Here is a 15,067-nt window from a genome sequence, read left to right on the forward strand (position 1 = left end):
ACTTTTCAAAGACAAACGGCATGCTTAATGAACCAAACGCAAAGACACGAAAAAATTGTTGGGCTAATTAAACAACATGGCTTTATGTCGATTGACGATTTGGTCACCGCTTGTGAGGTTACTCCACAAACAATACGACGAGATTTGAACCAGCTTGCCGAAGGTGGTGTGTTAAGTCGATACCACGGTGGGGCTGGGCTGAACCGAAGCTGGGAAAATACACCCTATCAAGAGCGCAAAACACAAAACAGCCAGGTAAAAGAAAAGATTGCAGAAGCAGTAGCGGCTATGATCCCCGACGGTGCGTCCTTATTTATCAATATTGGTACTACTACCGAAATGATAGCCACCAAGCTGCTTAACCATAAGAACTTACACGTAGTAACGAATAATATTCACGTGGCAACTATTCTCTCTGCAAAAGAAGATTTCTCTGTGATTATCGCTGTTTATGAAGTGCGCTATCGCGATGGAGGTATCATCGGTGAAGCAACGTGCGATTTTATCAGCCAGTTCAGAATGGACTACGGCATCATAGGCATCAGTGGGATAAGTGCTGACGGCGCATTACTTGATTTTGACTTTAGAGAAGTCAAAGTGTCTCAGGCCATTTTAGAGCATACACAACACGTTATTTTAGCGGCAGACTACAGCAAGTTTGAGCGACGAGCCATGGTAGAGCAAGGCCATATTTCTCAAGTAGATTGCTTGGTATGCGATAAAACCCCTCCCCCTAGCATCGTTAAAATAATCGAAGAAAATAAAATCTCGTTTGTGAAAGCGTGATCATGTTGCTGTCATAAAACAGTTTCACACTGTTATAAAACTATAGGTGGCAAGTCACTCGATTTGTAGCATCTCTGTTTGTGCGCGTTGCTTTCTAGCGTGCGTTACACAAAACCCATCATCTCTATTGCTTATAGCTCGCTTTCATTCCTAGCACAAAAACTATACTTTCTTTAATGTTCGAAAATGTTCGTTTTGTATTGACATATTTTCTTTTTGGTTGTCAAATAACCAAATGAAAGAATGGCCGAATAAGGGGCTTAGCATGAATCGAAACGAGCAAACAGAAAAAACGGTAGACGTTTTAGTTGTTGGTGGTGGTGTAAATGGCGTAGGCGTGGCGCTTGACGCAGCGGGCAGAGGACTCTCTGTTGCACTGTGCGAAAAGGGCGATCTGGCTGGCGCAACCTCATCGTCTAGCAGTAAATTGATTCATGGTGGCCTTCGTTATTTAGAACATTACGAATTTCGCCTTGTAAAAGAAGCGTTAGCCGAGCGCGAAGTGTTGTTGCAAAAGGCACCCCACATTATGTGGCCTTTGCGTTTTAGGCTGCCTCATCAAAAGCACCTTCGTCCTGCATGGATGATTCGTATTGGTTTGTTCCTTTACGACTCGCTTGCTAAGCGCAACGTACTTTCGCGCTCTAGAAAACTCTCTACGTCACCTGAAGGCCCACTTGTTAATGATATTTCAACGTGTTTTGAATATTCAGATGGCTGGGTTGATGACGCGCGTCTAGTGGTTTTGAATGCACTTGCGGCACAAGATCAAGGGGCAGACATATACACAAGAACTGAATGCGTTAGTGCGAAAAAGGATGGGGCACTGTGGAATGTCGAGCTTAAGACGCATTTAGGGAAAACGTTTACAGTTAAAGCGAAGTCGATTGTGAACGCAGCGGGGCCGTGGGCAGTCTCATTCTTAGACCGTCTTGTCGACGTAGCAAATCCAAACGCAATGAGAATGGTAAAAGGTAGTCATTTTATCGTACCTAAACTGTATGACACCGACGAAGCCTACATTTTACAAAACAAAGATGGTCGAATTGTATTCGTTATACCTTACGAAGGGGATTTTTCACTCGTTGGTACTACTGACGAAGACTATAAAGGCAACCCTTCAGACGCTGCTATTTCTAACGAAGAAACGGATTATCTGATTGATGTAGTGAATAACTACTTTAAATCAAAAATTACGCTTGATGATATTGTGCATAGCTACAGTGGTGTAAGACCCCTCTTGGAAGAGAAAAATGCGTCTGCCCAAGAGCTAACCCGAGATTACAAAGTTGAGCTTAAAGGTGAGCAAGGTTCGCCAGTACTGTTGAACATTTTTGGCGGTAAAATTACCACGTACCGCAAATTGGCTGAGCACGCTGTAGATAAACTGGTCACCTGTTTTCCAAAAGCCAAGAAAGCGTGGACAAAAGAAGTGCCATTGCCAGGTGGGGCATTTGAAGATCAAGCAACCTTTATACGGTCGCTAATGCAGCAGTACCCTTGGGTGACTGAGGCACTTGCACAACGCTACGCCAGACAATATGGCTTGCTCTGCAATAAGTTTCTAAAGCATGCATCTTCGTTAGACGCGTTAGGCACTGACTTTGGTGCGGGGCTTTATCAGGCAGAGGTCGATTATCTCATCGATAATGAATGGGCAATGACATTGCAAGATGTCATTTGGCGTCGAACAAAGCATGGCTTGCGTTTAGATGAACAACAAAAAGCGGCACTTAGTGCCTATATCGAACAGAAAGTAAATGGTTCTGCATCGAGTATTGAAGCTCAAGCAAGCGCTTAGTGCGATTAACTTTTCGCTTTAGTTTTGAATTGATATCTGAGACGACTGAAGCGACATCGGACGGTTTACACGCAAAAACAGGGAAGTTATGTCGCACTTACACTCACAGCCTTCAGAAATTGTATTGATTCGCCATGGCAAGCCGCTATCTGCACACAATGAAAAGGTGGATGCGGCGCAGTACGCAAAGTGGATAAGGGACTACAACAAATCTGTACTCGACCCTCAGAGTCAGCCCAAAGATAAAGCTCATCTTGATAACAGCTACATTATTACCAGCCCATTACGTAGAACCAAGTTATCAGCCCAACATTATGGTGTGACTCACGTCAATGAAGTGTGTCCAGAACTCAAAGAAATGGATATTCCTTATTATCGACTTCCAATACGCCTTCGCACTTGGCATTGGGTTTTGTTGAGCAGAGCATTATGGTTTGCGGGCATACGAGGACGATTTGAAAGCTTTCGCGCAGCTAAAGGACGCGTCGCTACGTTGGCAAGTCGACTAGAAGACCTGTCGTTGGAACATAAACGATTGGTTTTATTTGGCCATGGAATGACGAACTACTTCACCCGCAAAGCCCTAATGGCAAATGGTTGGCAGCTTAAACAAAAAGATAGCGACTTTTGGGGCGTTACTGTACTCACCCGTTAATACTATACCTACATTGGTTTGCCACTTTATTGGCTTGCAAGTTTATTTGCTCGTGACTTTATTTGCTTGCCAGTGTCTGTTGTCAGCTTCTTCGTTTTTTACGTGTTTTTTATTTGCCTCCACATTTACCTCACATAGTTACTTTACCATGCCTTTTTAATCAAAAAGACTTGATTCAGCGCGTAGTGCAATTGCTCTAAAAAACGTATGAACAAAACATCTTCTTTATATTTAGCCCCCAATGCCGATACACTACTAAGTAATGTGCCGACAAACGCGCTGTGATGAGCAGGGTAAGCGTTAACGTCGAGGTCATAATATCTCGACGCTTGTGTAATGGTGGGCGCTAGGAAGAGAACAATGAAAAATACAAAAAAAGACACTTCTCCATATCTAAATATTATGAAAGCATCTATCGCTGCGGTGTTTGCGATTGCTCTCGGTATTATGATCAACCTTTTTAATACCGAAGAAAGCAATACTACCGAAACGGCGTTCCTAAAAAGTGCTGCAAGGTTCAAAGATCACATCATTTCTGCACATTGGCAATGGCGAGTCCAGCAACCCACAACAATGATCATGCTTATTCATTACGATGCGACAGGGAAAGAAATAAATAGAAAACCTGTCCGAATGAATCACAATGGTTGGCCAACGGCAAACATGACAGATAAAGGATGTGAGAAAGTATGGACAGCATTGGTTGCGCAGCCACTAAATGTGGATGGCTTTAAAGTGCACGCGCGCTTTTATTCTGACCTTGATGAAGGTGAGGACAACTATTGGTGTCGCTATAGCTTAAGCCGGGGCGCTCATTTCGACTACTATCCTGCTTCAGGTAAAGCAACTGACATCGAGTTTTAAACAAAGCGCAGCACTGGCGTCTTGAGCACGCAAAGTGCAGCCTTACTCACTACAAGTGGTGAAAAGAAAAGACATTACTTGCCCAAATTTGCCCCCATTGTTAAAGTGTGAGAATAAATATCGACTTCACGTTAAAGCGTCGCCATCTCACCTTTGCACAACGCGTTAACACAGTAACAGGAATACACTCTTCATGTTTAAAAAGCTTCGAGGCATGTTCTCTAACGATCTGTCCATCGACCTCGGAACAGCAAACACGCTGATTTACGTAAAAGATCAAGGAATTGTACTTAACGAGCCATCTGTTGTAGCGATTCGTCAAGAACGTGCAGCAGGCCCCAAAAGTGTTGCTGCCGTTGGTGCAGAAGCAAAGCGCATGTTAGGACGTACGCCAGGTAACATCCGCGCTATCCGCCCGATGAAAGACGGGGTTATTGCCGACTTTTATGTAACGGAAAAAATGTTGCAACACTTCATTAAGCAAGTACACGATAATAACTTCCTACGCCCTAGTCCTCGCGTATTGGTTTGTGTACCTTGTGGGTCAACGCAGGTAGAGCGCCGTGCAATTAAAGAGTCTGCTCTAGGTGCGGGTGCTCGTGAAGTTTACCTTATTGATGAGCCAATGGCTGCGGCTATCGGTGCGGGTCTGCCCGTATCTGAGGCAACAGGCTCTATGGTTGTTGATATTGGTGGTGGTACTACAGAAGTTGCAATCATCTCATTAAACGGTGTGGTGTACTCATCGTCAGTACGAATTGGGGGTGACAAATTTGATGAGGCCATCATTAACTATATTCGTCGCAACTTTGGTTCACTGATTGGTGAAGCGACAGCAGAGCGAATCAAACACGAAATTGGTGCAGCATATCCGGGCGAAGAAGTACGCGAAATTGAAGTTCGAGGTCGTAACCTCGCCGAGGGTGTACCAAGAGGCTTTACGCTTAACTCGAATGAAATTTTAGAAGCACTTCAAGAGCCGCTTACCGGCATTGTTTCAGCCGTTATGGTTGCACTTGAGCAATCTCCTCCTGAGCTTGCATCAGATATCTCAGAGCGAGGCATGGTGCTAACAGGTGGTGGTGCACTACTTAAAGACTTAGACAGACTATTGATGGAAGAAACGGGTATTCCAGTAGTGATTGCCGACGATCCATTAACCTGTGTAGCCCGAGGTGGCGGTAAGGCATTCGATATGATTGACCTTCACGGTGGCGACCTGTTTAGCTACGAATAAGCAGGAAAGGCAACCTTAAGGTTGCCTTATTTGTATCATGGATACTATTTTTACTCGCGGTCCATCGCTCAACAACCGACTTACACTGGCATTAGTTTTGTCGGTGGTACTTATTTTTGTTGATCATAAGCTCGACGGCTTCAAGTCAACGCGCGTCTATCTCAATTCACTGATGAGCCCGTTACAATATTTGGCTAACCTTCCAGGCCTGATGCTTAATGAAAGTGCACAGCGTCTTACTTCACAAGAGCAACTGCTCGCTGAAAACCAAAAGCTGAATAATCAACTGTTACTAATGAGTGAAAAGCTTCAGCAATTTGATGTCATTCAAAAAGAAAACAAACAATTAAGAGAATTGTTGCAGGCCCCACTACGCGTTGAGTCACGCAAGATGGTGGCAGAGCTAATGGCGGTTGATAAAAATCCTTACAGTCAGCAAGTCGTTGTCAATAAAGGCGCCATTGATGGTGTTTATGTATCGCAACCCGTTATTGATGATAAGGGCGTTGTTGGGCAGGTCACAGAAGTGGGTACAACTAATAGCCGTGTCTTGTTAATAGCCGATGTAACACATGCCATTCCTGTGCGCTCGCTGCGAAACGATATCCGCTTTATTGCTAATGGCAGCGGGTCGCTAAATGAATTGTATTTAGAACATGTACCGCACAGTGTTGATATCCAAGAAGGAGACGTTCTAGTGTCGTCGGGGCTGGGAAAAATATTTCCCGAAGGGTATCCGGTAGCGCAGGTCTCGCAAGTTATCCGCGATGAGAGCCGCCCTTTTGCACAAGTTGTAGTAGAACCCGTAGCTAAGCTAGATAGACTTAGGCATTTATTACTTCTTTGGGACAAGGAAGATAACCCAGGCGAGTCTGATAGCAACGAGGAAGTGAAAGGGTCAACCGATGCGTAAACGTAACCTCGTTATTTGGATAAGTATTTTCATCTCACTGGTGCTTCAAATAGTACCGCTGCCTATTCAGGTAGATGTATATCGTCCAGACTGGGTGTTAGTCGTATTGGCGTATTGGAGTATGGCGCTACCTCATCGCGTGAATGTGGGCGTTGCGTTTATAGCCTAAGCATAGCAATGGATGTCTTAGTAGGCACGACGCTGGGTATCCACAGCTTAGGATTGAGTATTTGCGTTTACGTGCTGGCGGCAAACTATCAGCGCTTGCGCAATTACTCTGTGTGGCAGCAAGCCATTATCATTGGCTTACTGTCGTCGCTCTATCACCTGCTCACATTTTGGGTGCAGCATCTACTGACCGACATTTACTTTCAAATTGATTATTTGTGGCCTGTTCTGACATCGATGATGCTGTGGCCTTGGATATTTTGGCTGTTGCGCCGTACGCGAAGACAGTTTTCTATCTCATAAGTCATCGATAGGGCGTATATATGACAAAATCAGTGGTACTAGCATCTGCCTCGCCAAGGCGAACTGCACTGCTTAAGCAAATGAATGTTGAGCACATTATTGTGCCAGCCGACATCGATGAAACACCGCGTAGCGGCGAAGCACCCACGGCGCTTGTTGAACGTTTAGCGGCAGAGAAAGCGTTGGCCGTAAAGCATAAGCTGGAATCCGAAGGCACGCTTAATGATGACACCGTTATTATCGCCAGCGATACCCTTATCGCGTTTAATGGTGAAAGTGTCGGAAAGCCTGTTGATAAAGCTGACGCTCACCGCATTCTTGGAATGTTGTCTGGCAAGACACATGAAGTCCTCACAGCGGTAAGTGTGTTAAGTACAGCAAAGCAAATAACAGAGGTTATTAATACCTATGTTGATTTTGCAACATTGACGGATGCGCAGATTGACGCATACTGGGAGTCAGGGGAGCCTGCTGATAAGGCAGGCAGTTATGCGATTCAAGGTATTGGCGGCGAATTCGTTGTTTCTATCAAAGGTAGCGCCAGTGCGGTAGTAGGCCTGCCACTTTATCAAACCCGTCAATTACTCAATGCATTTGGAGTGTAGTTGTGAGTGCCGAACTACTAATTAATGTTACGCCATCAGAATCACGAGTGGCGCTTATAGAAAATGGAATTCTGCAAGAGATCCATGTCGAAAGGCATACCAAGCGAGGGTTGGTCGGTAACATTTATCGCGGAAAGGTAAGCCGTGTATTGCCCGGTATGCAAGCAGCTTTCGTCGATATCGGCCTTGAAAAAGCGGCTTTTTTACACGCATCAGACATTGTCATTCACAATGAAATTGCTGAAGAAGTATCTGCTAGCCACATTCAAAAGCAAGACATTAGAGAATTGGTGCGTGACGGACAGGACATCGTTGTCCAGGTAGTAAAAGACCCTATTGGTATGAAAGGCGCTCGTTTAACTACCGATATCACAATTCCTAGTCGTTATTTGGTTTTTATGCCCTCAGTGACCCACGTTGGTGTGTCACAGCGAATTGAAGAAGAGGCTGAGCGTGACCGCTTGAAAGGCCTAGTACAAGAATTCTGTGATGAAAACGGTGGCTTCATTTTGCGCACCGCAGCTGAAGGTGTAGGAAAAACCGAACTGCAGTCAGATGCAGCATTCTTGCGCAGGTTGTGGGATAAAATTCAATCTCGCATGAAAAAGCGCAAGTCGAATGTGCTTTATGAAGATTTACCATTGGCCCGCCGCGTACTGCGTGATTTTGTGGGGACCGAGTTAGACCGTATTCGTATTGACTCGAAGTTATCGTTTCAAGAACTTCACCAGTTCACTAAAGAGTATGTGCCAGAAATGAATGGCAAACTTGAATATTATACTGGTGATAGGCCTATTTTCGATTTGTACGACGTTGAAAATGAGGCACAACGTGCGCTAGAGCGACGTGTAGATTTAAAATCTGGTGGTTATCTTATTATCGATCAGACAGAAGCAATGACCACGATAGACATCAATACTGGTGCTTTTGTAGGCCATCGTAATTTAGAAGAAACAATTTTTAACACCAATATTGAGGCGACGCAGGCAATTGCGCGCCAGCTAAGATTACGTAATTTAGGTGGCATGATCCTTATCGACTTTATCGATATGATTGAACCTGACCACAAAAGACGTGTCTTACACTCACTAGAGGTGGCGACAAACAAGGATAGGGCGAAAATAAACATTCACGGTTTTACTGCGCTAGGGTTAATTGAAATGACTCGCAAACGCACCCGTGAAAGTATTGAGCATATACTGTGTGGTGAATGCCCCGTTTGCAAAGGGCGCGGCACAGTTAAAACCATTGAAACCATTTGCTTTGAAATAATGCGAGAGATTGTGCGTGTTAACCGTGCGTATGACGCTGATAAGTTTGTGGTTTATGCATCGCCTAAAGTGGCTGAAGCGCTAATGGGCGAAGAGTCTCACATGCTCGCTGAGTTGGAAGTGTTTGTATCTAAACAGATAAAGGTACAGACCGAAACTTTGTACAATCAGGATAAGTACGACGTCGTCATGATGTAATGTATTAACTTATTTAAAGGCAAAGTGTGACAAATTTTTCGTCAGTAGCCGCTTATTTGCTAAAGAAGTTTTGGCTGCTACTTGCCGTATTGCTTGTGTTATTTGCGCTTGTGTTAAGCGCGGCTCGATATGCCCTGCCGCATATTGAGCACAACAAACACCTGTTAGAAAATTATATTAACGAGCAGTACGGTGTAAACCTAACAATCGACAGTGTACACGCAGTGTGGCAACGCAACGGGCCCAGCATTGTGTTGAACTCTGTATCCCTTGCAAAAGATGACGCTTCACCGAGTATCTCTTGATATTCGTCAAATCTATGTCGAGTTGGATTTCTGGCAATCTCTGCGGCTTCAGCTTGTCTCGTCAACGCGTTTTGAACTACGAGGTTTGCATCTTGATATTGATGTAGACAGGGTGTCTGGCGATGGAAAAAATGACTTTCCCGTTGTTAATGCATTAGAGCGTTTGTTCTTAGAGCAACTGCAAAGCTTCTCGCTTGAAGATGGCATGGTTGCTCTCACGCGACAAGACGAAACAACGACCTTTGATATTGAAAGCCTCTCATGGAACAACTTTGAAGAACGACACCAAGGGCTTGGACGCTTAAAGGTTGCTGATCTCTCAGCTAACTCAGCCTCGTTTGTTATTGATATTACGGGCACAAGAGAAGATTTTGATGGTGTTTTTTACGCAAAAGCTGAAGATTTAGATATTTCACCTTGGGTGAGCGATCTTATTAATACCCAGCGTCCTTTGGCGCAAAGCCGTGCTAACTTTGAGGTATGGGTAAATTTAGACGAAACGCGCATCACGAGTGTTCAAGCTGAACTAAATAACAGCCTGTTGCAATGGGGTGATGAGACTGTAAAAACGGTTACGGGTATCACCAATGGAAGCCTACAGGCACTTCCAACCAATACTGGATGGAATGTACGCGTTGACCAACTGGTACTGAACTCCAGTAACGAGACACTGACCACCGACTTAGTTGGCAGTATAAACAAGAATGGCGACGTGTTAGTGAATACCGTAAAGCCAGTCCAGGTGAATCCATTCTTACTTCTTCTCCCTCTGTTTATGGACGATACCAGCGAAGACGAAATACGTTCTCTCGACCCAAAAGGCGAATTAGCCACGTTGCAGTTTCAGTTGCATAACGGTAAACCTGAATTGGCAGCGAAGGTTGTCGACCTACAATGGTCAAAGACAGAAAAGATACCTGGTCTTTCATCGCTGGATGTCGATTTTTATTGGTACAAGAATAACGGTGCCATTTATTTAAACAGCGAAAATAGCGTATTGAGTTCTGAAGGTGTGATTAAAAAAGACCTTCAGATCAACACGCTTAATGCAGATTTCTACGTCTATTCGCAATCGACCTACAGTGAAGGTAAGCAAAAAACACAGGGGGCAGAAGAGTGGATAATTAAAGGCGAGAATATGCTGTTTGATAGCGACGGCATCACGCTGAAGCCTCAGTTTAAACTCAACGCCACGTCTGGATTGATGTCGATTTACGCTGATATTAGCCCAATGGCCCTGAAAGGCGTCAGTGATTTGTTTCCATCCTTTGGCATGGGCAAAAACACCGATAACTATCTTACAAGAGCGTTTTACGGTGATGGCATTATTGAAAGCGCACGTATACTGTGGCACGGCAAGCCGACAGCGTTTCCTTTTGAAGATAACTCGGGCATCTTTCAAGCATTTGTGAACATTAAAGATGCAGACTTTCTTTTTGCGCCAAACTGGCCCGCTTTGAATGAATTAGACTTATCGCTTTATTTCGTAAATAACGCGCTTGTTATGGAAAGCCCTACTGCTAAGTTAGGCGGGATGCAGATTAGCAATATGTCGGCGAGCATTCCAAGCTTTAAACCTTCAGAGCGCTTACTTATTTATGCTAACGGTGCTGGTACTGGTGAAGCATTAACGCAATTGATGATGGACTCGTCGATTAAGCGTTCGCTTGGAAAAATACTTGATAAAGACGTGCAGGTTTCAGGTCCACTATCGGCAGACATAAAGCTTGATATTCCCCTGAAAGGCAAAGACGTTATTGCGTCAGGCACAGCGCACCTGTCGAACAACCCTGTTTACATAACAAGTACTGATATGTTGTTTGATAGTGCATCGGGTGACATTACTTTTCGAAATGGCGATATTGATGCAAATTCACTTAACGCTTCGTTCCTCAATCAGCCTGTAAAAATGTCTTTCTCGGGAAGACAGAATGACGACTATGACTTGAGCGTTGAACTAGGCGGTAAGTGGCATGTGCACCCTCTTGCGAACTACGTAAACACACAACTTACTCAATACATTGACGGTGAGTCGGTATGGAAAACTGAGGTAGATTTGGCGCTTGGCAAATCGACATTTTCTTATAAGGCCATGCTGCGTGCCGACCTAACCGCAACGCAGAGTATTTTGCCTGAGCCCTTTGATACGCCAGCGGGTACGAGTTTACCGCTGATTATCGAAAGCCAAGGCGATAGCCAAGCTTCTACGGTACTTGCAAGCCTTGGAGATAATGTAAGTTTTTCTGGTGTGCTTCCTCACCGGGAAATGCAGTTTTCTCGAGCCCATTTAGCGTTGGGAGAAAGTGACTTAACCAACATAGGTACAGGGTTTAGCATTGCCGCAAATTTACCCGAAGCGAACGTTTTAGAGTGGTTTAGAACCATCGATATGTTGGTATCGGGCCGAGGCTCGTTGCATGACAAAAAAGAAAAAACAGCGCGAACCGTTAAACAAAATAGTGTTAAACGAGACAGCCTTTTTAGTACCCCTTCGCGGATCTTCGCTAAAACCGACAAGCTTCATTTTGCAGGTCACACAATAGACAATGTGGAGCTAAGTGCAACTGAACGTAACAAAGATTGGATTTTAGATATTGGCTCTCCTCATGCCAGAGGCACGGTGCGTATTAATAGTGATTTAGCAGCCCAAGGCATTGAAGTTAATGCTGACTACTTGTCATTAGATAAACCACAAAACACAGAGACCAAAGAGCAAGTGGCCTCTACAAAGGTAGACAACTCACCTTATGATATTGACCCAAGCACATTGCCACCTATTTACTTTTATTGTCAAAGCTGCGGTGTGCATGGTGTTGATTTAGGCGAGGTAACCGTAGATATTGCAAAAGAAGATACGGGGTTGAAAATACGCCAGCTACTAGTGCGTTCGCGAGACACTAATATTACTGCAAGTGGTTATTGGAGTAATACGCAAGACGGCGTAGAAACTGCGCTAGAAGGCACGCTAACTTCGCCAGATGTGGGCCAAATGCTAAAAAACTACGGTGTTGAATCTGGAATAAAAGATTCTAATGCAGACGTAAAATTCGATCTTCACTGGCCTAGTGCGCCTATGACGTTTTCTCTCGCTCAGTTAAACGGGAACGTAGATTGGTCTTTATCAGACGGCTATCTAACTGAACTGAGTGACAAAGGTTCGCGTATTTTTACTTTATTTAGCTTAAATTCATTAGTACGAAAGCTTAGTCTCGATTTTCGCGATGTTTTTGCAAAAGGCTTTTTCTACGATGAAATGGGCGGCACCTTGAGTATTGTTGACGGTAAAGCTTACACCGACGATACAGAAATTGACGGCGGGGCGGGTGAAATAGAAATTGCAGGCTTCACGGATTTAGATTCAGGCGCACTCAATTACAATGTGTCATTTGCGCCCAATGTAACGGGTAACCTTCCATTTTTAGTTTACTTCTTAGCAACGCCTCCGACGGCATTGGCCGCATTGGCGATTGATCAGGTGTTAACATCGGCGAAGGTAATTTCAAACGTAAATTATCGCGTTTCGGGGACGATAAAAGACCCTAAATTTGATGAAGTTGAACGCAATAGCAAAGACATCAGCTTGCCTGCTAAAAACACGCCTGCGCCGATTAATCCGCAGGATAGGCCGTTGACCGAAGACGACATACGTCGACTTAAAATGGAGGTCATAGATGATTAACCTTGTTGCACTTCAAATGACATCGACGCCAGACGTTAGTGAAAACCTAGAAGCGGTTTCTAAAGCGATGGCGAGCGCGAATATTACGCAAGATAGCTTGGTGGTTCTTCCTGAGTGCTTTGCTTACTTTGGTGGAAGAGACAAAGGGCAGCTAGGCATAGCTGAGGTGCTTGGGCAAGGTGTTATTCAGTCTCATCTATCGGCATTGGCTAAGCAATATAAATGCTATCTTGTGTCTGGTACGTTTCCTGTAGCCACAGACGATCAAGACAAGTTCTCCGCGGCGTGCCTGCTATTTGGGCCCGGCGGACAAAAGCTGGCTGACTATCGAAAAATACACATGTTTGACGTGTCGGTAAATGACAATACTGGTAGTTATAAAGAGTCGGCCACAACGCAAGCAGGGAGTGAAGTGGTCACCGTACAAACGCCAATAGGCAACATTGGTCTAGCGGTGTGCTATGATGTACGTTTTCCAGGGTTGTTTTCTGCCATGGGGGACATCGATATTCTCGTGTTACCCGCCGCTTTTACTCAGCGCACTGGTGAGGCGCATTGGCATGCATTGTTACAAGCTCGTGCTATCGAAAAGCAGTGTTTTGTTGTCGCCGCCAATCAGGTAGGTATACACGCAAATGGCCGAGAGACTTTTGGGCACAGTATAGTGTTATCTCCTTGGGGAGAAACGCTGGCAGAACTTAAAGCAGAGCCAGGTGTTGTATCAGCCCATGTTGATATTGCAGAAAGAGAAACCATAAAACAGAATATGCTTAGGTTGCCGAACATAACCGATTCAGGAGTCATTTTGTCTAAATCTGTTGAGCGTCATTTATTATCTGATTCAGGGTTAGATGTCTCTAAACTTGAGCAAGCCCTTGCGACTATACATCGCCACGATACCGACTATGCCGATTTGTATTTTCAGTCGAGCCAGCATGAAAGTTGGGTGCTTGAAGATGGCATTATCAAAGAGGGCAGTTACAACATTGAGCGCGGTGTTGGTGTAAGAGCGATCAGTGGTGAAAAGACTGGCTTTGCTTATTCAGACGAAATCAGCGAAGACGCTCTCACCAAAGCGTGTAAGGCTGCACGCGGAATCGCGCCAAGCGGTGGCACTCAACATGTTGCTGCTTTGGGACAACAGCCGATAGAAGCACGCTACAGCGAAAGCAACCCTATCCTTGCAATGGAAGATGCAGAGAAAATATCTCTCTTAAGAGCAGTGGATGCGTATATTCGAAAGCAAGAGCCTTCGGCTAATCAGGTCGTGGTTAGCTTAAGCGGCGTTTACGAAGAGATTTTGGTTGCAGGTAGTGACGGTACGCTAGCAACAGATATTCGCCCATTGGTGCGCCTAAATTGTTCTGTGTTATTAGAACAGGGCGACAGACGTGAGCGAGGTTCTGCCGGTGCTGGTGGGCGCTACGCCTATTCATTTTTCCAACAAGACGAAGACGGTAAATCCTACTATGAAGGGTTGGCAGATGATGCCCTGCACATGGCAAGAGTAAATATGCAGGCTGTAGCTTCTCCAGCAGGCGCTATGCCTGTTGTGCTAGGCAACGGCTGGCCTGGAGTGCTGCTTCACGAGGCGGTAGGCCATGGTCTTGAGGGCGACTTTAACCGCAAAGGCGCTTCAACGTTTTCTGGGCGTATAGGACAACGTGTGGCCGCGAAAGGTGTTACCGTTGTCGATGATGGTACCTTAAGCGATCGTCGTGGTTCATTATCTGTCGATGACGAAGGCACACCTAGTGCGCACAATGTGCTTATTGAAGATGGTATTTTGAAAGGTTACATGCAAGATAAGCACAATGCCAAGCTTATGGGCGTTGCGCCAACAGGCAATGGTCGCCGTGAATCTTATGCTCATTTACCCATGCCGCGCATGACAAACACCTATATGTTAGAAGGTCAGCATGACCCTCAGGAAATCATAGCGTCTATCGATAAAGGTATTTATGCACCTAACTTCGCAGGTGGGCAGGTTGATATCACATCAGGTAAGTTTGTGTTTTCCAGCGCAGAAGCCTATTTGATTGAAAACGGTAAAATTACGGCGCCAGTGAAGGGTGCAACATTAATTGGAAATGGCCCAGACGTCATGCAAAAGATTTCCATGATTGGTAACGATACTGCACTTGATAAAGGCGTTGGGGTTTGTGGAAAAGACGGTCAAAGCGTTCCAGTTGGAGTAGGACAGCCTACCCTTAAAATTGACGAGTTAACGGTAGGTGGTACGGCTTAGTCTACAATCTACTAAAGACACAGGATATCGAACG

At 44.9% G+C, this 15,067-nt stretch carries 11 protein-coding genes and 2 pseudogenes; all 13 read left to right on the top strand.

Going from position 1 to position 15,067, the window contains the following annotated elements:
• Window positions 1-27: 27 nt before the first annotated feature.
• The 13 genes and pseudogenes from V6N89_RS01280 to tldD all read left to right on the top strand — a co-directional run bounded on the left by V6N89_RS01280 (window position 28) and on the right by tldD (window position 15,033).
• Window positions 28-786 carry a DeoR/GlpR family transcriptional regulator gene (locus V6N89_RS01280; protein WP_346993302.1) on the top strand — a complete coding sequence of 253 codons (759 nt, stop codon included), beginning with the start codon at window positions 28-30 and terminating at the stop codon, window positions 784-786.
• Between the two features lie 265 nt (window positions 787-1,051).
• A complete protein-coding gene (gene glpD, locus V6N89_RS01285; protein ID WP_338519809.1) occupies window positions 1,052-2,587 on the top strand; it encodes a glycerol-3-phosphate dehydrogenase in 1,536 nt (511 codons plus the stop codon).
• Window positions 2,588-2,675: 88 nt separating this feature from the next.
• Window positions 2,676-3,242 carry a phosphoglycerate mutase family protein gene (locus V6N89_RS01290; protein WP_338519810.1) on the top strand — a complete coding sequence of 189 codons (567 nt, stop codon included), beginning with the start codon at window positions 2,676-2,678 and terminating at the stop codon, window positions 3,240-3,242.
• A 360-nt stretch (window positions 3,243-3,602) separates the two neighbouring features.
• Entirely contained in the window at window positions 3,603-4,106 is a 504-nt protein-coding gene (locus V6N89_RS01295; RefSeq protein WP_338519811.1) for a hypothetical protein, read from the top strand.
• A gap of 193 nt (window positions 4,107-4,299) precedes the next feature.
• The gene (locus V6N89_RS01300; protein ID WP_014947909.1) at window positions 4,300-5,343 is read left to right on the top strand and encodes a rod shape-determining protein; all 1,044 of its coding nucleotides are present in this window, start codon (window positions 4,300-4,302) and stop codon (window positions 5,341-5,343) included.
• 37 nt (window positions 5,344-5,380) lie between these two features.
• Entirely contained in the window at window positions 5,381-6,256 is an 876-nt protein-coding gene (gene mreC / locus V6N89_RS01305; protein WP_338519812.1) for a rod shape-determining protein MreC, read from the top strand.
• A pseudogene (gene mreD, locus V6N89_RS01310) lies at window positions 6,249-6,727 on the top strand (rod shape-determining protein MreD). The gene mreC and the pseudogene mreD overlap by 8 nt, the downstream one beginning before the upstream one ends.
• Window positions 6,728-6,747: 20 nt before the next feature.
• Window positions 6,748-7,332, top strand: coding sequence for a Maf family protein (locus V6N89_RS01315; RefSeq protein WP_338519813.1), 585 nt, complete (start codon window positions 6,748-6,750; stop codon window positions 7,330-7,332).
• 2 nt (window positions 7,333-7,334) lie between these two features.
• Window positions 7,335-8,801 carry a ribonuclease G gene (gene rng, locus V6N89_RS01320; RefSeq protein WP_346993303.1) on the top strand — a complete coding sequence of 489 codons (1,467 nt, stop codon included), beginning with the start codon at window positions 7,335-7,337 and terminating at the stop codon, window positions 8,799-8,801.
• A 26-nt stretch (window positions 8,802-8,827) separates the two neighbouring features.
• Entirely contained in the window at window positions 8,828-9,106 is a 279-nt protein-coding gene (locus V6N89_RS01325) for a hypothetical protein (RefSeq protein ID WP_346993304.1), read from the top strand.
• Window positions 9,081-12,785, top strand: coding sequence for a YhdP family protein (locus tag V6N89_RS01330; protein ID WP_346993769.1), 3,705 nt, complete (start codon window positions 9,081-9,083; stop codon window positions 12,783-12,785). Before V6N89_RS01325 ends, V6N89_RS01330 begins: the two co-directional genes overlap by 26 nt.
• Window positions 12,778-13,598 (top strand): annotated as a pseudogene (locus V6N89_RS01335) (carbon-nitrogen hydrolase family protein). The gene V6N89_RS01330 and the pseudogene V6N89_RS01335 overlap by 8 nt, the downstream one beginning before the upstream one ends.
• Window positions 13,591-15,033, top strand: coding sequence for a metalloprotease TldD (tldD, locus tag V6N89_RS01340; protein ID WP_346993305.1), 1,443 nt, complete (start codon window positions 13,591-13,593; stop codon window positions 15,031-15,033). Before V6N89_RS01335 ends, tldD begins: the two are co-directional and overlap by 8 nt.
• Window positions 15,034-15,067: the final 34 nt, after the last annotated feature.

This window comes from Alteromonas gracilis (assembly GCF_036870955.2).
In the GTDB taxonomy this organism is placed as follows: domain Bacteria; phylum Pseudomonadota; class Gammaproteobacteria; order Enterobacterales; family Alteromonadaceae; genus Alteromonas; species Alteromonas gracilis_A.

Excerpts from the sequence above, each read along its gene's own strand:
- V6N89_RS01280 (WP_346993302.1), top strand. The coding sequence starts at position 28 with ATGAACCAAACGCAAAGACACGAAAAAATTGTTGGGCTAATTAAACAA.
- glpD (WP_338519809.1), top strand. The coding sequence starts at position 1,052 with ATGAATCGAAACGAGCAAACAGAAAAAACGGTAGACGTTTTAGTTGTT.
- V6N89_RS01290 (WP_338519810.1), top strand. The coding sequence starts at position 2,676 with ATGTCGCACTTACACTCACAGCCTTCAGAAATTGTATTGATTCGCCAT.
- V6N89_RS01295 (WP_338519811.1), top strand. The coding sequence starts at position 3,603 with ATGAAAAATACAAAAAAAGACACTTCTCCATATCTAAATATTATGAAA.
- V6N89_RS01300 (WP_014947909.1), top strand. The coding sequence starts at position 4,300 with ATGTTTAAAAAGCTTCGAGGCATGTTCTCTAACGATCTGTCCATCGAC.
- mreC (WP_338519812.1), top strand. The coding sequence starts at position 5,381 with ATGGATACTATTTTTACTCGCGGTCCATCGCTCAACAACCGACTTACA.
- V6N89_RS01315 (WP_338519813.1), top strand. The coding sequence starts at position 6,748 with ATGACAAAATCAGTGGTACTAGCATCTGCCTCGCCAAGGCGAACTGCA.
- V6N89_RS01330 (WP_346993769.1), top strand. The coding sequence starts at position 9,081 with ATGACGCTTCACCGAGTATCTCTTGATATTCGTCAAATCTATGTCGAG.